The organism is Yokenella regensburgei (assembly GCF_051486985.1).
Lineage (GTDB): Bacteria > Pseudomonadota > Gammaproteobacteria > Enterobacterales > Enterobacteriaceae > CBFFRJ01.
Genome location: NZ_JAHVDV010000040.1, coordinates 19,581 through 38,537, shown reverse-complemented (window position 1 = coordinate 38,537; position 18,957 = coordinate 19,581). Strand labels below are relative to the sequence as shown.

Genomic DNA, 18,957 nt, shown 5'->3' with positions numbered 1-18,957 from the left:
GCTGGCTGAACGAGGAAAATCAGGGAAAGAGCAGGTCTGCGCGGGAATGAGAAAGCTGTTGCAACTGGCTTATGGCGTAGTGAAATCGGGTCGCATATTCGACGCTGAGATACCGCTTGCGGCCTGAACCGCAAGACGGTATCTCTCCCTGAAAGGGAGAGGGAGAAAAAACCACGCTTTTTAGCAGGCTCGATCGCTTCCCTCGTCTCTCTGGGGAGAGGGTCAGGGTGAGGGGAAAAGCGGCTCCATCGCTCCCCTCGCCTCTCTGGGGAGAGGGTCAGGGTGAGGGGAAAAGCGGCTCCATCGCTCCCCTCGCCCCTTTGGGGAGAGGGCCAGGGTGAGGGGAAACATGCGGCTCTTGTGGTCATTCCGTTCACCTTATGTTTCTTGCTTCTCTGTCACGCCAGAACCCGTGAACGTGCCAGGGTGGTTCACCGCCACCACCCTGGCGACCCGGGCTCCCGGCCACGAAAATCGCCGCTTCGCGGTCCACGACGCTTAATCCTTCAGGCTTGTCGGGGACGGGCGGAGGAAACCTCCCTGTAAAGCCGCCCTCGCCGCGCATCCCTGCGCGGCGCCCCGGCCTTGCGGATACGCGTCGTCGATTTTCAGCCGGACCCTGTCATCGCGGTGACTGTTTTATTCCCATGACGCAATGTTATCGCTGTAAAACGTAATATTAGTGAGGGCACTTCAATTAAAAGAAAGAGGGAGAAAAGTCCACACCTTTTAGCAGGCTCCATCGCTCCCCTCGTCTCTTTGGGGAGAGGGCCAGGGTGAGGGGGAAAGCGGCTCGATCGCTCCCCTCGCCCCTTTGGGGAGAGGGCCAGGGTGAGGGGGAAAGCGGCTCGATCGATCCCCTCGCCCCTTTGGAAAGAGGGCCAGGGTGAGGGGGGAAAGCGGCTCCATCGCTCCCCTCGTCTCTCTGGGGAGAGGGCCAGGGTGAGGGGACGCGAACGCCAAATTACCTGAAATTCATACTCTTATCGCTGGTAATCCCATAAAGATCGAATTTACGTCCCAGCTGCTGCCCGCCATCACGCGTCAGTGGCGTCCAGCCAACGGCCGCACGACTGCGGGTCGCGCCGGTGGAGAAGAGATCCAACGGAATGGAGACATATACGCCTTTGGTAAAGTCCCCTTCACCATACTCATCCGGCGAAACGTTGGTGATAGTGGCATAGGCTCCCACCACCACACCGCTGTCGAAGTGTTTCGCCACCTCCAGTGTGCCGCCCTTATCACCCGCCAGATACTGCCCAACGCTGGCTTTGATCAGCACATCCTGGGCAAACGGTGGCGTCCAGTAGGCCGTTAAGTGCCCGGTCTTCACGCTGTAATCGGTGAATTTCATGAGATCCTGCGCGCTGCGCCAGTCACGCTGCTTCACGTAGTTGGCATCCACACCAAACGCCCAGTTGCTGTCCACCGGACGCCAGAGCACCTCAGCCCCCGCGCCGCCGTACATGGTTTCCAGATAGCCGGCGTACACCTGGCCATAGAAATTATTATCCAGATACTGGAAGTAGTTGGCCTGCAGGTTATTCACATACACATCGTTCTGCACATATTCACGTACGCGGGTACGCACACGCGGCAGTTGTGAATCCTTCGGTGGGTTGGTGTAGTTGAATTTGTCGTAGTTGTTATCAAGGTTAGCGAACAGACTGCCGGTCGTCAGCAGGTGATCGGTGAGCCACCAGTCGGCGGTCGCCATCACCCCAAGCTGATACATATAGAACCCTTCCGGGCCACCAATCGACTGATTGAGCACCGGGTCGATATGGAAATCAAAGCTCGACTTTTCGATATACCAGCCCTGCTCGGTAGATTCCGGCACTATCGGGGTGACGCGTTTTTGCACCAGCGTCGTCTCCTGCCCCAGCGGCTCCCCCTCCAGATGGCGCTGCAGACTGGCAACGTCCGTCTCGGTGGTCACCTGCGGCAGGTTAAGGCGGTTTTCCGTCACCCGAATGGTGCGAATACCTTCCGGCAGGTCGTTCATCACGATGCGATTAGCGCGTTCGATACCTTCCTGCGAGTTGCGGTATTTTACCTGCTCGCCCGTCACGTACAACGTATCGCCTTTCACCTGAATTTTCGGATCGGCCAGACCCGCATTGTATTTCAGCAAGGTCAGCTGATTGGCGACAACAGAGTGCTGAATGATGGCATCCTGCGGTTGCGGGCGGTACTGCGGTCGGGCGTTATCATTGTAGGCGGGACGCAGGTCATTGAAGTTATTGCGTAACGTGAAGCCAAACATCCAGGTGTTACCACGTTCATAGCTGAGATTGACGTCAGCCCAATCCGCCACCCGGTAAATGGCACCGACGTTAAACTTGCTCTTTTGCGGCAGGCTACCGGCAAAGTCCTGCTGATAGTTGTTGCCTTCATATTCCAGCTTAAGCCGCAGGGGCTGCCAGGGTGTCTGGTACTCTACCCCGCCAAACAGCGACGCGGGACCGTGGAACATCTGGCTGGCATCCACCGAGCCTGCCTGGTTATAACTGTTATCGCGGTAGCAATATTTCTCTTCATACGAACAGAGGGGGTTTTTGATATTCCCGGCCGTACCGAGATAGCCCCATCCCAGGCCAAGGGAGAAGTCGAACGGCCCCCAGGCCTTGTTTGCCACCACATATTCGCCATCAAACAGCCCCGTTCCGCCGATATCACGTGCGCCTACGGCAACCTGCGGCATCCAGTACCCCTCTTCCCACAGGCGTAATTTCAGATCGAAGGCCTTATCTTTATAGGACTGGTCGCCAGAGAAGGCATCCACACTGCTGTAGCGACGGGTACGCACATCGGTGTAACGCAGCGTGGTTTCAAGCCACGGGAAAAGCTGTATTGAGCCGGAGTAATAGCGATACTGATCGTTATCGCGATAGTTGAGACTGATCTCCCCTTCCCGGGCCATACGCGCCGTGGGGGTTTGCAGCAGACCCACCCCACCGAAGTCAGACTGCGACGGGCCAATGGGTGCCGGGTAACTTTCTGCGTGGCAGGCGGCGCTAATCCCCAGCGCCAGCACACTGATGACAAAGGATTTTTTCATTATTGTTCCGGTATCCTGTGCGTCAGAGAATGAAGAATGTCCGCGTTCAGCGTTTCATAACGGTCGCCCCATAACGCCGGGGAAAAGCCGACAAAAATGGTGCTGCCGGGCATTGGCTCGACGTGGCGTCGGTTCCAGTAGGCCACCGGTACTTTTTTGGTGCGGCCGTTGGGGTAAATCAACCAGGCATCGTTTTTATCCGCGCCGCTCAGCAAATGCATCTCGTCAAGATAACTCACGACGTCACGTCCCGGCGTGAACGCTTTTTTTCCTGGGCTACTGACGAGGCCAAAAATGGTAATGGTGTCAGGACGGGGGCCGACCCACAGGCTGTAATGCCCTTCTAAAGGCGGGTTTGCGCCAGCTCTTACCCGAACGACGTCCGGGTCGAGGTTAACCTGCTGGCGACCTGTGATTTTCAGCGCCGCAACCTGATGACTCAGCGCATTCACCGCCGCTGCATCATCACCGCTCTCTTCCGCCGCCAGGCTGCGTAACCGACCCAGCAGGGCCTGCTGGCGTTCGGTTGCTACAGCCGTAGCCTGACGCTCGCTAATGACGGCGCCAGGCCACCAGCTTTGCGCCAGTCGCGGCTGGCCGACCACATCTATCAGATGGGCGGCGTCGGTCAGGGTTCTGGGTTTAGTGTCGCCTGCGGTGTGTACCTCAATGGTACCCGCGGCCAGCGCCAGGGGAGCGCAAAGGGTCATGATCAGCGCTGCATAAATTCGTATCTTCATGATTTCGGCGCCTTAATCAGCGTAGTTTTTACCGGGAACCAGTCCGCTCCCAGGTACTGTTCCGACTGGCGGATGAGGCCGTTCTCATCCACCCAGTAGCGGTTACGCCAGCTTTTTTTATCTGTGGTCACCTCTTCATCCAGGATCCGCACGGGCGTCTCGTCACTACCAAGGGTTACCGTGTCGGTACCGTTCCAGCGAAAGATGGAACGCGCCGTGGCGTAGCGCACCTGATTGTGTTCGGTCCAGCCCATCGTGCGGGTCCAGCTCGCCCCGTCGGTAATCAGGCCTGGGTTAGCCAGCGGGTCTGCCGCCAGATTGTTCACCTCAAGCAGGTTATTTTCACCCAGCCGGGTTTTAACGATGCGGTAATGCTGAGTGACAACCAGCGACTGGTCCTGTGTCGCCCACTTCTGCTGACCATTCTCGTCAAAGGCAAGCACCACAAAGAGTTGCGGCCCGCCATTAAGCTGCATGTACTGGCTGGCGTAAGGCATGCTGGCAATGTCTTCATCGGTCAGATGGACGCCGGGCGTGCCGAAAACGCTATCCCACAGCGAATTCCCCAGCCCTTTGGTGGTGGCAGAACAGGCCTGAATAAGCAGGCAAATCAGAATAATTGCGGGTCGCTTCACGACTCTTCTCCAGGGGAGTGACGAAATAACCACACCGAAGTGTGGTTATGATTAAGTACTCGCGATTACTGAGTACTGGTGGTCGTAGTGGTTGTGGTTCCGGTATTGGAACCATCACCGCCACCGGTTGCCGCCAGGGCAACACCCACCGCAGAACTTACGGTGCTGACGCTGGTCGCAGACGAACTTCCCGCTGAGACAGACGTCGCTGCCGAGCCTGCTGCTTCACCGACCTGAATCGGTGCCGCAAACGCAGACGTCGCCGCAAGCGCGGTTATGGCAAAAATGCCAAACAGTGCCTTTTTCATATCAATTTCCCTTCATTGAATGAATGGAGATTTACCCTAAATAATTCGAGTTGCAGGAAGGCGGCAAGTGAGAAAATCCCCGGGAGCTTACTGGTGTAAGTGACCGGGGTGAACGAATGCAGCCAACACACATGCAACCTGAAGTACGACGGGTATGTGCCTGAAATAATCAGGCGAGTACGAGTATACACAACTAAAGCAGGCTATTAATCGAATGGGAAACGTAGCGGGAAGTTTTAAGAAAATTGGATAAAAGAGATATATAAAAATTATATATTTAATTTAAAACCTTTATATTTCATATTGTTAAAATTACTCACCCAGTTGGGAAGTATAGGTAACATCTGAAAATAACGCCTGGACATTAAACGGTTATTCTTGCTTTTCAGAATAACCTCAGAGCGCGGAATTAGGTATTAATAGTGGGAAGAAGATTTATCCGATAAAAAAAGCCGACGCAATGTCGGCATTTTTTTATAGCATATCCGGCGCATCGCTAAGGATGCAAAAAAAATTAACGCCAGGCTTTATACAGATTAATAAGCCCATTGGTGGAACTGTCGTGGCTACTGATTTCTTTATCGTCGCCCAGTTCCGGCAGAATGCGGTTCGCCAGCTGTTTACCCAGCTCCACACCCCACTGATCGAAGGTGAAGATATTCAGGATCGCCCCCTGGGTGAAGATTTTGTGCTCATACAGCGCAATCAGTGCGCCCAGGCTGAACGGCGTGATTTCACGCAGCAGGATAGAGTTCGTCGGGCGGTTGCCCTCAAAGACTTTAAACGGCACAACGTGTTCCAGCGTCTTCGGATCTTTACCCTGGTCAGCATATTCCTGCTCAACAACATCGCGGGACTTACCAAACGCCAGCGCTTCGGTCTGAGCGAAGAAGTTGGAGAGCAATTTCTGATGGTGGTCAGAGAGCGCATTGTGAGTAATGGCCGGAGCAATGAAATCGCAGGGTACCATTTTGGTGCCCTGGTGAATCAGCTGGTAAAACGCGTGCTGGCCGTTGGTCCCTGGCTCACCCCAGATAATGGGGCCGGTCTGGTAATCCACGGCGTTGCCGTTGCGGTCAACGTATTTACCGTTGGATTCCATGTTGCCCTGCTGGAAGTAAGCGGCAAAGCGGTGCATATACTGGTCATACGGCAGAATCGCTTCGGTTTCAGCACCGAAGAAGTTGTTGTACCAGATACCGATGAGCGCCAGCAGAACCGGCAGGTTTTGCTCAGGTGCGGTGGTGGAGAAGTGTTTGTCCATCGCATGCGCGCCAGAAAGCAGTTCAACAAAGTTGTCGAAACCCACGGACAGAATGATAGACAGGCCAATCGCCGACCACAGCGAATAACGACCCCCAACCCAGTCCCAGAACTCGAACATGTTTGCCGTGTCGATACCGAATTCACCAACCGCTTTACCATTGGTGGAAAGCGCGGCGAAGTGTTTCGCTACGTGCTTATCATCACCGGCGGTTTTCAGGAACCAGTCGCGGGCGCTGTGGGCGTTGGTCATGGTTTCCTGCGTCGTAAAGGTTTTGGAAGCCACGAGGAACAGCGTGGTTTCCGGCTCCACTTTTTTCAGGACTTCAGCGATATGCGTGCCATCAACGTTAGAAACGAAGTGCATGTTGAGATGGTTTTTATACGGGCGCAGTGCTTCGGTCACCATGAACGGGCCAAGGTCAGAACCACCGATACCGATATTCACCACGTCAGTAATGGCTTTGCCGGTATAGCCTTTCCAGCTACCGGAAATGATGGCTTCCGAGAAGGTTTTCATCTTCTCCAGTACGGCATTCACTTCTGGCATGACATCTTTGCCATCAACCATAATCGGCGTGTTGCTACGGTTACGCAGCGCCACGTGCAGCACGGCACGGTCTTCGGTACGGTTGATTTTCTCGCCGGAGAACATGGACTTAATCGCCCCTGCCAGTTCGGTCTCTTTCGCGAGATTTTGCAGCAGGGCCAGGGTCTCGTCGGTAATGCGGTTTTTGGAAAAATCCACCAGCATCACATCATCAAATTTTGCGGAAAACTTAGCAAAACGGTCGCTATCTTTCGCGAAGAGATCCGCGAGGGTAACGTCCTTCATGTCAGCGTAGTGTTTCTGTAATGCCTGCCAGGCAGAAGTCTGCGTTGGGTTGATATTTTTCATAGCAATACTCTTCTGATTTGAGAATTGTGACTGCGGTCGATTGTAGCGCCTGCGAACAAAAATTGTGATGGTTTTTGTTTTCCACTCCCGGACGCCGCGGCAAAACGGGCGAAATAAAGCAATAAATTAGCCCAACATAAGCCCTTTTTCTAATCGATTCCTCTGCATGAAAAATCCGCATAATCACAACATTGACAGGGATGCCGCGAGCCTTTATTTCTATATGCGCTACCCGCCTACAGGCGAGTTTGTGTATTACCAGAGCATTTCTCGCTACAGAGAGTGTGAAAGGCGAAGGTAATAGCCAGAAGAGGAGCGTTGCCCAGGTAACCGTATTCGAGGAGCCCATCCGGAGACGATACGTGAGGGGGAGCACCGCCGAGGTGGTGGATTGCACGGCAGCAATCACCATCGGCTACAGGGGCTGAATCCCCTGAGTTGTCACCAGAAACGTTCGCAGTCGGGCGTTTCACAAGTGGTGGAGCACTTCTGGGTGTAATCGTAGTTTGCTGCGCCTACCCCTTTCGCTCTTCCCTTGTGCCATGGCTGAATAATCGATCCCCTGACACGAGGTTGTTATGTCTGAATTAGTTGTCGCCAAGTTTGGCGGTACCAGTGTGGCAAATTATGATGCCATGAACCACAGCGCCGATGTGGTGCTCGCCGACCCGAATACCCGCTTAGTGGTGCTCTCCGCTTCTGCTGGCGTCACCAATCTGCTGGTTGCGCTCGCCGAAGGGCTGGAGTCCACCGAGCGCTTCGTCAAACTTGATGCTATCCGTAAAATTCAGTTCGATATCCTGGAACGCCTGGCCAACCCGAACGTTATCCGGGAAGAGATCGAACGCCTGCTGGAAAACATCACCACGCTTGCCGAAGCCGCTTCCCTGGCAACCTCCACCGCACTGACCGACGAACTGGTCAGCCACGGCGAACTGATGTCGACCCTGCTGTTTGTTGAAATCCTGCGCGAACGCGATATTCAGTCGCAGTGGTTTGACGTACGTAAAGTGATGCGCACCAGCGATCGTTTTGGTCGTGCCGAGCCGGACGTTGCCGCCCTGGCGGAACTCGCCACCCAGCAGCTCGCCCCGCGACTCGCCGACGGCATGGTGGTCACCCAGGGCTTTATTGGCAGCGAAGCTAAAGGCCGCACCACGACCCTGGGCCGCGGGGGCAGCGATTATACCGCCGCCCTGCTTGGTGAAGCCCTGCATGCCGCCCGCGTTGATATCTGGACTGACGTTCCAGGCATCTATACCACCGACCCACGCGTAGTGCCTTCGGCCAAACGCATCGACGAAATTGCCTTTGAAGAAGCGGCTGAAATGGCTACTTTTGGCGCGAAAGTGCTGCATCCTGCCACCCTGCTTCCTGCCGTACGCAGCGACATCCCGGTGTTCGTGGGTTCCAGTAAAGATCCAAAAGCAGGCGGCACCCTGGTCTGCAATACAACCAGCAATCCTCCGCTGTTCCGGGCGCTGGCTCTGCGCCGTAAGCAGACCCTGCTGACGCTGCACAGCCTTAACATGCTGCACTCCCGCGGTTTCCTGGCGGAAGTATTCGGCATTCTGGCGCGCCACAGCATCTCGGTTGACCTCATTACCACCTCGGAAGTGAGCGTGGCGCTGACGCTGGACACCACCGGTTCTACCTCTACCGGAGATACCCTGCTGACGCAGGCGCTGTTGACCGAGCTCTCTTCACTCTGCCGGGTAGAGGTGGAAGAAAACCTGGCGCTGGTGGCGATTATTGGTAATGACCTGTCGAAAGCCTGCGGCGTCGGCAAAGAGGTTTTTGGTGTACTCGAACCGTTCAATATCCGTATGATTTGCTACGGCGCATCCAGCCACAACCTGTGCTTCCTGGTGCCGGGCAGCGAAGCGGAGCAGGTCGTTCAGAAACTGCACCATAATCTGTTCGAATAACAAGGCAGAGGCCGGAAGGGCAACCCTGTCCGGCCTCGTTTTATGCCATCACCGTTTGATACAACAACCGATCAAGCGCTTTCACCTCTCCATCCCGACTATCTGGTAACACGGGAGGAAGCGTGCCCCTGTCGATCTCCGCGGCGATAAACGCATGCAAGCGTGGCAAAGGTGCACCATACTGCGCTTCTCCGGCACGCTGCTTACGCGCCAGCAGTTCCTTTATCTCCAGACGCAGCTCCGCCTCCAGTTCACTGCCTGCCAGCAGTTCGGCAAAGCGCATAGGAGGAACGCCTTTTCCTGCTTCCACCCAACGCACGGCCAGTAACGGACGCAGCACATAGAAATACTTCTTCAACCGCACCTCATCGCCCTGCAAATAGCTGTGAAAGTTTCTGCGGGCCATAGAGTAGTAGTGCCAGCGCGCCCGCACGGGAGAAAACCATTTCGGCACCTGCGCGCTGAGCGCCGCTATCACCGCCTCCTCCCGTTGGTAAACGACAGGCGAATCCAGCCACTCAATCAGTGTCGGGTTGGCGCTTTTTAGCAAGCCCAGCGCTTTGCGCCACTCCCAACCGCTCACGTCCAGCTCATCATTGATCGGCAGTTCGATAACGTCACGTGGTGTCTCCACTTGTAAGTACCATTCCGGTGGATGCACGTATAAAAATCGCACGTCATAGTCACTATCCGGTGAGGCAAAGCCCCACCCCCGACTGCCGGACTCGCAGGCGTAGAGCACCCGAACACCATAGTCCTGCTCAACCCTCTTCAAATGCTGCCGCACGCGTTCGCGCATGCCAGCATCCACACCATTGACCGTCATTTTTTTATCCTTTTACACACACCACCTGACGCAGGGTGTGAACGATTTCCACCAGCGACGCCTGTGCCGCCATGACCGCATCGATATCCTTGTAGGCCATCGGAATTTCATCAATGACGTCGCTGTCTTTACGACATTCAACATGCGCGGTAGCGCGAATCTGGTCATCAACGGTGAAGCGCTTTTTCGCAGCCGTACGGCTCATCGCACGCCCTGCGCCATGACTACAGGAGCAGAAACTCTCTTCGTTCCCCAGTCCCCGCACGATAAAACTTTTGGCCCCCATCGAACCGGGAATAATCCCCATCTGGCCTTTTTGCGCGGAGACCGCCCCTTTGCGCGTCACCAGCACCTCTTCACCAAAATGGCGCTCTTTTTGGACATAGTTATGGTGGCAATTCACCGCTTCCTGCTGCGTCATGAACGGCTTCGTCACGATGCGTGACAGCGCCGCCAGCACGCGCGCCATCATCACTTCCCGGTTATGACGGGCAAAATCCTGCGCCCATGAGACCGCCTCCATGTAATCGTCGTAGTGCTTACTCCCCTCCTGGAAATAGGCCAGGTTTTTATCCGGCAGGTTGGCAATATGCTGCTGCATATCCTGCTGCGCCAGCGCAATAAACAGCGTACCGATGGCGTTACCCACGCCGCGGGATCCGCTATGTAGCATCACCCACACGCGCTGCTGCTCGTCCAGGCAGATCTCTATAAAGTGGTTGCCCGTCCCGAGCGTACCCAGGTGCTGATAATTATTGGTTTTCAGTAACTGCGGATAGCTATCCGTCAGGCGCTTAAAGCGCGCTGACAGCAGCGACCAGTGGTTATCCACTTCCTGCGGGGGCGTTTCCCAGGCCCCTTTATCACGCCCGGAGCGGGTACTGGTTCGCCCGTGCGGCACCGCCTGCTCAATGGCGCTGCGCAGTCCACTCAGGTTATCGGGCAGGTCGCTTGCCATAAGCGAAGTACGTACAGCGATCATGCCACAACCTATATCCACGCCGACCGCCGCCGGAATGATGGCCCCTTTGGTTGGGATCACGCTGCCGATGGTGGAGCCTTTACCCAGATGCACATCCGGCATCACCGCCAGATGCTGAAAAATAAACGGCATCTTCGCCGTGTTCTGCAACTGCGCACGCGCCTCAGGCTCGACCGGAACTCCGTGGGTCCACATTTTTATTGGCGCGCTGTTTTGCGCCGTTAACAGTTGAAATTCGTTATGCTGCATGAGGTTATCCTTTAATATTCACCAGTCCATTCAGTACATTATCCAGGCCACCGAAGACGGAGATCTTATCGATACGCTCCGCCACTCTTTCCAGGGTTTCCAGCTCTTTTAAGCGCAGTGCCACCGGGTTGCTTTCCATCACTTTTGCGGTGTTCAGTAATGATCGGGTCGCCGCTGTCTCTTCACGTCGACGAATCACATTCGCCTGTGCTGATTTTTCCGCCTCCACCAGTTTTGCCAGGATAGTTTTCATGTCGCCTGGCAGTACGATGTCCTTCACCCCCAGCGAGGCGATATCCATGCCAAAGGGCGTCATGCGCGTTTTAACCTGGGCGCTCACCACGCTGTCGATCACCTGCTTGTCTTCCAGGAGTTCATCAAGTGTACGGGTCCCTACCGCTTCACGCAGAGCAAACTGTAACTCGCGATAGAGATGCTCCAGCGGTTTACTAAGCTGACTGAACGCCCGTAAGACGTCACTGTAGTGCCAGTTTGCGCCCAGGTTGATGCGCAAATTCACTTTGTCTTTGGTCAGGATCTCCTGCCCCGTGACCTCCATCACCTGCAAACGCGTGTCGACAACATCCGCCTCAATCAGATGGTTCACCTGCCAGTAGGCGGTGATGCCCGGTGGCAACAGCGGCTGTGTAACACCATCAATTTTCAGGACGCCGACATGCCATGCTCCGACGTTGACGGTCTGGATGGCTTCCCGTCCCTTAATGGCAGTACGTGGTTGCAGTACGGCATTCATGATGCGCTCAGGCACGCGCGCATCCTTAGTATCCAGCAATGCAATGCTCAGGCTGCCGTCCTGCCAGAACATCCGACGCGAAGCGGGAGGTATGATTTCCACGAGGATGTCATTACGGTACAGCGCAGCAACGTTATGCTCGGTGGTATCAGCGGTCAGGCAGTAGGCGTCGACCCATTCCGGCCGGAAACGGCGCAGATAGTGAGCAAGTTCTCTCTCCACATCCCCGCCATTGAGATCAACGAAGGTGACCTCCTGCTTACCAAACCTGGGGAGACGGTGCTCTCCTGCCTCAAAAATGTGGGTGTAATCGCCTGCTTTTGCCAGCAGAGCCAACTGTCCTTTACGAATAGTGATTTTCTTATTCATTTTTCATCCTTATCTTTTCACGTACCGGCACGGATGCAGGTGCGGAGCCGGAGGGGAACAGGCCACTCCTGCCAGCCTGTTTTGCCTGCGACCCGGAACCCTTATCGGCGCCGGTGTGTTGCTGTCGTTACCAACCTGACAGCGCATTAACCAATACAACCAGTGTTCACCTGGAAGGGTGAGTCGGGAATCGAACCCTTAATGTGTCCCGGTGCTGACAGAACGCCCCGCGGATAACGTCTTACCGTTCCGGGTGCGCTGGCGGGGCCTTACCCCCTGCGTGCTCAGCATCGTGACGTATTAGCTATTGCCAGAAGCGTGCCAGAAAGATAAAAAAGAAAATAATTTATTTAAGCTATTGATAAATAAGTAATTTTATGACAATCGCTTTTAACTAACTTGTGTTCACTTAGCTGTATTTTTATACTAAGTTATCGGAATTTATCTTGCAGGATAAACATGAAGAAACGCAGGGTAGTGATTGGTGTTCTTGGTACGGTACTCGACAAGCGGGGAAAACGGGCCAACCGCCTGCGCAAATGGCGGCCAACGGTCGGGTTGTGTCAGCAGCCGGATTTGCCAGTCGATCGGCTGGAACTGCTCCATCAGCCACGCGACATCGGTATGGCACAACAACTGGCGGAAGATATTGCCCTTCTCTCCCCCGGGACGGAGGTGCGTCCGCACAGCGTGACGATCCAGGACCCCTGGGACTTTGAAGAGGTCTACGCTGCGTTTCTCGATTTTGCGACCCACTATGACTTTGATACCGACAACGAAGAGTACTTGGTGCATATCACCACCGGCACGCACGTGGCACAGATTTGCTGGTTTTTACTGACGGAGGCCCGCTATCTGCCCGCCAGCCTTCTGCAAACCGGTCCGGCACCCAAAGGCTCCTCAGAAGAAGATGTTGCGGCGGGGGTACATTCTGTCATCGACCTGGATTTGAGCCGCTACGCCACCTTAACCAGCCGCTTTCAGCGCGAGCAGCAGCACGCGGTGTCTCTGCTGAAAGCGGGTATCGATACCCGCAACGCAACCTTTAATACGCTTATAGAACAGATCGAACGTGTCGCCTTACGCTCCACGGCCCCGATTCTGCTTACCGGCCCGACAGGTGCCGGGAAATCCTTCCTGGCGAAACGTATTTTTCAGCTGCGTCAGGCTCGGCACCGGGTGGCGGGCAGACTGGTGGCGGTCAACTGCGCCACGTTGCGTGGCGATAACGCCATGTCCACGCTGTTTGGCCACGTGAAAGGCGCTTTTACCGGGGCGCTCTCATCACGCCAGGGGTTACTGCGCGAGGCGGATGGAGGGGTACTCTTTCTGGATGAAATTGCCGAACTGGGGCTGGACGAACAGGCGATGCTGCTAAAAGCCATTGAGGAAAAAACCTTTTTTCCCTTCGGATCAGATAAAGAGGTCCACAGCGATTTTCAGCTTATCGCCGGAACCCACCGGGATATGCACCAGTGGGTGATGGAAGGACGGTTTCGCGAGGATCTCTACGCACGTATCAATATGTGGACCTTCGCCCTGCCTGGGCTTGCCGAGCGGCGGGAAGACATCGCCCCCAATATCGAATTTGAACTGCAACGCTTCTCGGCAGAAGCGCAAACGCAGATCCGCTTCGACAAAGAAGCCCGTGAGCGCTATCTGGCCTTTGCCTGTTCCGCTCAGGCGCAGTGGCGCGGCAACTTCCGCGAGCTGAGTTCGTCCATTGCCCGTATGGCAACGCTTGCGGAGCAAGGTCGTATCACCCTGGCCGGCGCTGAAGAGGAGATTACACGCTTACAACAGAACTGGCGCAGCATACCTGCCCCCACGCCGCTCAATGAAGAGATTGATCTCTTTGACCAGCGCCAGCTCGAAACGGTGCTGGAGGTGTGCCGCCGCAGTACCTCTCTCTCCGGGGCAGGCCGCGAGCTGTTTGCCGTCTCACGGCTGAAGAAAGCCAATCCTAACGATGCCGACCGTCTGCGCAAATATCTGGCCCGTTTCGGGCTGAGCTGGGAAAGCATCCACACCGGCACATGAATCCTCTTCACCATAATTTGTTTGAATATTTTTTCCGCACACGATAAACAATACCTATGGCCGTGCTCGATCCCGGCCTTTTTTATACCCGTCATACTTCAGGCCGCACGCGTGTTGGCTGTGTTTGCTCATCCCAGTCACTTACTTCGGTAAGCTCCCTGGGAGTCACACACTTGCCGCCTTCCGGCGACTCGAATTAGTTAGGGTACATAACGAAACACAACACCACACCTGCAAGGAAATCGCTATGCTCGCCGTACTGACCCGGCTGTTCCCGTTATGGGCGCTGCTGCTCTCTGTTGTTGCTTATTACACGCCCTCTACCTTTACGCCCATTGGCCCCTGGGTCAGCACGCTTCTGATGCTGATTATGTTTGGCATGGGCGTACACTTAAAAATTGACGACTTTAAGCGTGTGCTGTCGCGCCCGGCTCCCGTCGCCGCAGGGACTTTTCTGCACTACCTTGTGATGCCATTAGCCGCCTGGCTGCTGGCGATGATTTTCAACATGCCGCCGGACCTTTCTGCCGGGATGGTGCTGGTTGGCAGCGTGGCAAGCGGCACGGCCTCCAACGTGATGATCTATCTGGCGAAGGGTGATGTGGCGCTCTCCGTGACGATTTCGTCTGTCTCCACGCTGGTGGGCGTGATTGCCACGCCGCTGCTCACCCGCCTCTACGTGGACGCGCATATTCAGGTTGATATCATGGGTATGCTGCTCAGCATCCTGCAAATTGTGGTGATACCGATTGGCCTCGGTCTGGTCGTTCACCATCTGTTCCCACGTGTGGTGAAAGCTGTAGAGCCGTACCTGCCGGCATTTTCAATGGTCTGCATTCTGGCGATCATCAGCGCGGTGGTGGCGGGTTCTGCGGCACACATTGCGTCAGTCGGCCTGGTGGTGATAGTGGCGGTGATTCTGCATAACAGCATCGGTCTGCTGTGCGGCTACTGGGGCGGACGTCTGTTTGGTTTTGACGAGTCCACCTGCCGCACGCTTGCGATTGAAGTGGGTATGCAAAACTCCGGGCTGGCGGCAGCGCTCGGTAAAATCTACTTTTCCCCGCTGGCGGCCCTGCCGGGGGCACTGTTCTCGGTGTGGCACAACCTCTCCGGTTCGCTGCTGGCAGGCTACTGGTCTGGTAAGCCTATTGAACAGCAACCGCAGGACAGAGTGACGCAAAAGTAATGAGCAAAGCCGGGTGGCTCACGCTTACCCGGCTTATATCATGGTGAGCTTCGCCACATTGCCGTACACTGGGTTCACTTTCCCACTGAGGGCACACCCATGGCACTCCCCCGCATTACGCAAAAAGAGATGACCGAGCGCGAACAGCGTGAACTGAAAACGTTACTGGATCGCGCACGCATTGCCCACGGACGCGTGCTGACCAACGCCGAAACCAATAACGTCAAAAAAGAGTACATCGACAAACTGATGGTGGAGCGGGAAGCAGAGGCAAAAAAAGCCCGCCAGTTAAAGAAAAAGCAGGCTTACAAACCGGATGAAGCGGCCACCTTTTCGTGGTCGGCCAGTACCTCAACGCGCGGCAGGCGTTAACGTCCTTTCTTCTTACGACCCGGTGCGGTAAAGCGTTTGCGTGACGCCAGCTCCGCCGGGGTTTTTGCCATGTTTTTCGCCCCGCTGGCTGCCGGTTTCTTCGCGGTTGTCGCTGCGGCCTTCGGTTTTACCTTCGCTTTCGGCTTCGCTTCAGACGACGAATTCTCGATGAGTTTAAAGAGGTCGATCAGCTCATCGTCGGTGAGATCACGCCATTCACCCAGTGGAATGCCCGTCAGGCTGACGTTCATGATGCGGGTGCGCTCCAGTTTGGTCACTTCAAATCCAAAGTGTTCGCACATGCGGCGGATCTGGCGGTTCAGCCCCTGCACCAGGGTAATGCGAAACACAAAAGGTGCCTCTTTCTTGACCTTGCATTTTTTGGTGACGGTACCCAGGATCGGTACACCCGCGCCCATGCCACGGATGAAATCGTCGGTAACGGGTTTATCCACCGTCACCAGATACTCTTTTTCGTGATCGTTACCGGCGCGCAAAATCTTGTTGACCAGGTCGCCGTGGTTGGTAAGAAAAATCAGCCCCTGAGAGTCTTTATCCAGACGGCCAATAGGGAAAACGCGCTTACTGTGGTTAACGAAGTCCACGATGTTATCGCGCTCACCATCTTCGGTTGTGCTGACAATACCGACCGGTTTGTTCAGCGCAATCAGCACTAAATCATCGGCTTCGCGCGGCTCAATCAACTGGCCGTTGACCTTCACAACGTCACCGGGCTTAACCTGATCGCCAATGGCAGCGCGTTTACCATTAATAAAGACGTTGCCTTGTTCGATAAAGCGGTCGGCCTCGCGGCGCGAGCAGATTCCGCTCTCACTGATGTATTTATTTAATCGGGTTGATGAGTCTGGCAGCATAAATTCTCCTGTAATCGGTGAAATATATCTCACCTGACTGCAGATAAAAAATCCTCTACACAAGCGCTCGCCAATTAAATGTGATCTGCTGCGTCTTTCTGCATAACGTGACGCCTGAAAGACCGCGCAACGTTGTGTGAGCAACAAACGCGGAATCAACCGATGTGTTGCGTAGATGGGAAAAAAATCTTACAGACCGACGGGCAAAGACACTTATTGCCACTCGCCTTTTCCGCCTGGCCAATCCCCTTTCGGGTGATGCGTAACCCGTTGGAGAGGGCATTAGTGAGCCAAGGGTTCACTGGGGGCCGGGATACAGGATTTATTATAAATAACAGGGGAAGGTTATCATTCTTCTGCTTTATGGTGATAAACGTTCTCAAGAAAACGACATCATCCTTGCCGAAAAATTATCAAATTCAATCACAGAGCAGGGGATATTCACTGATGAACAACCTTACCCTCTATGATCCCGCCACTGCGCTGGTTGATGATGAAATTGCCATCTTTATGGCTGATGCGTTTGAAACAGGCGATGCCGCGTACAGTGCAAAAGCGTTAGGCGTCGTGGCGCGTGCGAAAGGGATGACACAGGTTGCAGCCAGCACGGGTTTATCCCGCGAACAGCTATCTCGCTCAGTCAGTGACTAAGGCAATTCAACGCTGAAAACGACCCTCGCCGTGATGAAAGCGCTGGCCATTGCGCTATCCATTAAGACAGTCATTGCACTATAAACAATAAGCACTGGCAGATGGCGCCGTGCAGTGGATCCGCTGCGCCACCCACTCTGTCAGACTTAATACTCGTCCTTCCCGTCATCGTCGTCGGGCTGTTCCAGCACGCTGTAAGCTACGGAGCAGAACAACGAGTTGAGGCGTTTCATGTCACCCAGCAGGCCCATATGCAGTGAACTGGTTTCAATGCTCTGCACGTTTTGCTGATGTAACCTGTCAACATGCGCGTGAGAATAGCGTCGGTTGAGAATGCGAAAACGGTGCTTACTGCGACGCAGGCGGCGGGCGCTGGTGACATCACCGGAGAAAAAGACCGACATTGCCAGCTTCAGGTTGGTGAGCAGTTGCTCATAGAGCGCATCCAGCTCCCTGAGTCCCTCGACGGAAAAAGCCCGCCGGGCCGCCAGCGATTTATCAGCGATTTCACTCCCCATACGCTCGACAATATCGGACGCCTGCTCCAGGTTGAGCGACATCTCAATAATTTCGGCCCAGCGTTTAGATTCCTCTTCGGCCAGCTCCTCTTTGGGCATACGGGCAAGGTAAAGCTTGATGGCGGTATAAAGCACGTTGATGTCATCAGCGAGCTTACGCAGCTCCTTCTCCTGACGGGGTTCACCGTGCATCACTTTGTGCAGCCCTTCAAGCATGAGCTCCATCGCGTCACCAATGCGTAGCGTTTCACGGGCGGCATTGGCCAGTGCAAGGGTAGGCGTGTCGAGCGCAGAACTGTCCAGGTGCTTCGGCTTAAGCCGGGCGTCCAGTTCTGGTTCATCACGGATTAATCGTTGGCAAAGGGTCGCCATCGCCCCCACAAAGGGCACCATCACCAGACAGCGAATCAGGTTGTAGAAGACGTGGAAATAGATAACCAGCTCAGCTTTGGGCAGCGGCAGCTCGTCCATCAGATCCGCCAGCATATGCACAAACGGCAGAATGGCGATGCTCCCCACCAGCTTAAACAACAGGCTCCCCAGTGCCACGCGGCGGGCGGCGGCATTGGCTGCGCTATTGTTGAGCATCGCCAGCAAGCCAGAGCCGAGGTTCGCGCCAATCACCAGGCAGAGGGCCACCGGGAAAGAGATGATCCCCGCCGTGGTCAGGGTCGCCGTCAGCAGTACGGCGGCCAGGCTCGAATAGCTGATGATCGCGAACACCGCGCCAATGAGCGCATCCAGCATGATATCGCCCGTCAGTGAGGCGAAAATCACCTGTACGCCGTTCGCCTGAGTAATGGGCGTGACCGCCTGTACAATAAGCTCAAGCGCCAGCAGGATAAGCCCAAGGCCGATGCTCACGCGGCCCAGCTGCCCTTCCCGCGTTTGCTTACGTCCAAGAAAGAAGATGACCCCTACGAAAATCAGCAAAGGCGACAACCAGGAGAGATCGAAAGTGAGCACGCGCGCCATCAGCGCGGTTCCCACGTCCGCCCCCAGCACAATCACCAGCGCAGGCGCCAGTGCTACCAGATCCTGGGCCACAAAAGAGGTGACCAGCATGGTGGTCGCATTGCTGCTCTGAACCAGAGCAGTTACCCCAATCCCGGCGCTAAAGGCGAGCGTTTTTTTCTCGACGCTACGGCTGAGTACGGTGCGCAGCCGCGCACCGAATACGCGCATCACGCCGGTACGTACAATGTGTGTGCCCCAGACTAACAGGGCAACCGAAGAGAGCAGGTGAAGCAGAATTAACACGGATGCAGATTCTCCTTATTGTTATAAGTTCCTGTCTTT

Annotated in this window: 14 protein-coding genes, 1 pseudogene and 1 riboswitch; of the genes and pseudogenes, 5 read left to right on the top strand and 10 right to left on the bottom strand. The window is 55.3% G+C overall.

Annotation, left to right across the window (positions count from 1 at the left end; all coding sequences use genetic code 11):
- Positions 1 to 964: 964 nt before the first annotated feature.
- The 5 genes from KXR87_RS21105 to pgi all read right to left on the bottom strand — a co-directional run bounded on the left by KXR87_RS21105 (position 965) and on the right by pgi (position 6,905).
- The gene (locus tag KXR87_RS21105; RefSeq protein WP_437434174.1) at positions 965 to 3,061 is read right to left on the bottom strand and encodes a YjbH domain-containing protein; all 2,097 of its coding nucleotides are present in this window, start codon (positions 3,059 to 3,061) and stop codon (positions 965 to 967) included.
- Positions 3,061 to 3,801, bottom strand: coding sequence for a capsule biosynthesis GfcC D2 domain-containing protein (locus tag KXR87_RS21100; RefSeq protein ID WP_437434173.1), 741 nt, complete (start codon positions 3,799 to 3,801; stop codon positions 3,061 to 3,063). Before KXR87_RS21100 ends, KXR87_RS21105 begins: the two co-directional genes overlap by 1 nt.
- On the bottom strand, positions 3,798 to 4,436 hold the full coding sequence (locus KXR87_RS21095) for a YjbF family lipoprotein (RefSeq protein WP_437434172.1): 639 nt from the start codon (positions 4,434 to 4,436) through the stop codon (positions 3,798 to 3,800). The genes KXR87_RS21100 and KXR87_RS21095 overlap by 4 nt, the downstream gene beginning before the upstream one ends.
- A 65-nt stretch (positions 4,437 to 4,501) precedes the next feature.
- On the bottom strand, positions 4,502 to 4,744 hold the full coding sequence (gene yjbE / locus KXR87_RS21090; RefSeq protein ID WP_437434171.1) for an exopolysaccharide production protein YjbE: 243 nt from the start codon (positions 4,742 to 4,744) through the stop codon (positions 4,502 to 4,504).
- A 514-nt stretch (positions 4,745 to 5,258) separates the two neighbouring features.
- A complete protein-coding gene (gene pgi, locus KXR87_RS21085) occupies positions 5,259 to 6,905 on the bottom strand; it encodes a glucose-6-phosphate isomerase (RefSeq protein ID WP_437434170.1) in 1,647 nt (548 codons plus the stop codon).
- A gap of 300 nt (positions 6,906 to 7,205) precedes the next feature.
- Positions 7,206 to 7,402, top strand: a riboswitch (Lysine riboswitch).
- Positions 7,403 to 7,483: 81 nt separating this feature from the next.
- Here pgi and lysC point away from each other — a divergent pair.
- Entirely contained in the window at positions 7,484 to 8,833 is a 1,350-nt protein-coding gene (lysC, locus tag KXR87_RS21080; RefSeq protein ID WP_437434169.1) for a lysine-sensitive aspartokinase 3, read from the top strand.
- 40 nt (positions 8,834 to 8,873) lie between these two features.
- Here lysC and KXR87_RS21075 read toward each other — a convergent pair whose 3' ends face one another.
- From KXR87_RS21075 to KXR87_RS21065, 3 genes are read right to left on the bottom strand one after another with little or no spacing between them, the layout of a single operon-like run.
- A complete protein-coding gene (locus KXR87_RS21075; RefSeq protein ID WP_437434168.1) occupies positions 8,874 to 9,659 on the bottom strand; it encodes a nucleotidyltransferase domain-containing protein in 786 nt (261 codons plus the stop codon).
- A gap of 4 nt (positions 9,660 to 9,663) precedes the next feature.
- Positions 9,664 to 10,890, bottom strand: coding sequence for an RtcB family protein (locus KXR87_RS21070; RefSeq protein WP_437434167.1), 1,227 nt, complete (start codon positions 10,888 to 10,890; stop codon positions 9,664 to 9,666).
- A gap of 4 nt (positions 10,891 to 10,894) precedes the next feature.
- On the bottom strand, positions 10,895 to 12,013 hold the full coding sequence (locus KXR87_RS21065; protein ID WP_437434166.1) for a slipin family protein: 1,119 nt from the start codon (positions 12,011 to 12,013) through the stop codon (positions 10,895 to 10,897).
- Positions 12,014 to 12,472: 459 nt separating this feature from the next.
- Between KXR87_RS21065 and rtcR the strand changes: the two genes are divergently transcribed.
- The 3 genes from rtcR to KXR87_RS21050 all read left to right on the top strand — a co-directional run bounded on the left by rtcR (position 12,473) and on the right by KXR87_RS21050 (position 15,614).
- Positions 12,473 to 14,053, top strand: a complete 1,581-nt coding sequence (gene rtcR / locus KXR87_RS21060) for an RNA repair transcriptional activator RtcR (protein WP_437434165.1) — start codon at positions 12,473 to 12,475, stop codon at positions 14,051 to 14,053.
- Positions 14,054 to 14,300: 247 nt separating this feature from the next.
- Positions 14,301 to 15,242 carry a ketopantoate/pantoate/pantothenate transporter PanS gene (panS, locus tag KXR87_RS21055; protein ID WP_437434164.1) on the top strand — a complete coding sequence of 314 codons (942 nt, stop codon included), beginning with the start codon at positions 14,301 to 14,303 and terminating at the stop codon, positions 15,240 to 15,242.
- Between the two features lie 99 nt (positions 15,243 to 15,341).
- A complete protein-coding gene (locus KXR87_RS21050) occupies positions 15,342 to 15,614 on the top strand; it encodes a DUF3811 domain-containing protein (protein WP_437434163.1) in 273 nt (90 codons plus the stop codon).
- Here the strand turns inward: KXR87_RS21050 and rluF are convergent.
- Positions 15,611 to 16,489: a 23S rRNA pseudouridine(2604) synthase RluF gene (rluF, locus tag KXR87_RS21045; protein WP_437434162.1), complete on the bottom strand. Its 879-nt coding sequence runs from the start codon at positions 16,487 to 16,489 to the stop codon at positions 15,611 to 15,613. The genes KXR87_RS21050 and rluF overlap by 4 nt on opposite strands.
- A 447-nt stretch (positions 16,490 to 16,936) precedes the next feature.
- On the opposite strand from rluF, the pseudogene KXR87_RS21040 reads away from it, so the two are divergent.
- Positions 16,937 to 17,224: pseudogene (locus tag KXR87_RS21040) on the top strand (addiction module antidote protein).
- Positions 17,225 to 17,286: 62 nt separating this feature from the next.
- Here KXR87_RS21040 and KXR87_RS21035 read toward each other — a convergent pair.
- Positions 17,287 to 18,918: a Na/Pi cotransporter family protein gene (locus KXR87_RS21035; RefSeq protein ID WP_437434161.1), complete on the bottom strand. Its 1,632-nt coding sequence runs from the start codon at positions 18,916 to 18,918 to the stop codon at positions 17,287 to 17,289.
- Positions 18,919 to 18,957: the final 39 nt, after the last annotated feature.

Coding starts and splice junctions, on each gene's coding strand:
- KXR87_RS21105 (WP_437434174.1), bottom strand. CDS start 3,061: ATGAAAAAATCCTTTGTCATCAGTGTGCTGGCGCTGGGGATTAGCGCC.
- KXR87_RS21100 (WP_437434173.1), bottom strand. CDS start 3,801: ATGAAGATACGAATTTATGCAGCGCTGATCATGACCCTTTGCGCTCCC.
- yjbE (WP_437434171.1), bottom strand. CDS start 4,744: ATGAAAAAGGCACTGTTTGGCATTTTTGCCATAACCGCGCTTGCGGCG.
- pgi (WP_437434170.1), bottom strand. CDS start 6,905: ATGAAAAATATCAACCCAACGCAGACTTCTGCCTGGCAGGCATTACAG.
- lysC (WP_437434169.1), top strand. CDS start 7,484: ATGTCTGAATTAGTTGTCGCCAAGTTTGGCGGTACCAGTGTGGCAAAT.
- KXR87_RS21075 (WP_437434168.1), bottom strand. CDS start 9,659: ATGACGGTCAATGGTGTGGATGCTGGCATGCGCGAACGCGTGCGGCAG.
- KXR87_RS21070 (WP_437434167.1), bottom strand. CDS start 10,890: ATGCAGCATAACGAATTTCAACTGTTAACGGCGCAAAACAGCGCGCCA.
- KXR87_RS21065 (WP_437434166.1), bottom strand. CDS start 12,013: ATGAATAAGAAAATCACTATTCGTAAAGGACAGTTGGCTCTGCTGGCA.
- rtcR (WP_437434165.1), top strand. CDS start 12,473: ATGAAGAAACGCAGGGTAGTGATTGGTGTTCTTGGTACGGTACTCGAC.
- panS (WP_437434164.1), top strand. CDS start 14,301: ATGCTCGCCGTACTGACCCGGCTGTTCCCGTTATGGGCGCTGCTGCTC.
- KXR87_RS21050 (WP_437434163.1), top strand. CDS start 15,342: ATGGCACTCCCCCGCATTACGCAAAAAGAGATGACCGAGCGCGAACAG.
- rluF (WP_437434162.1), bottom strand. CDS start 16,489: ATGCTGCCAGACTCATCAACCCGATTAAATAAATACATCAGTGAGAGC.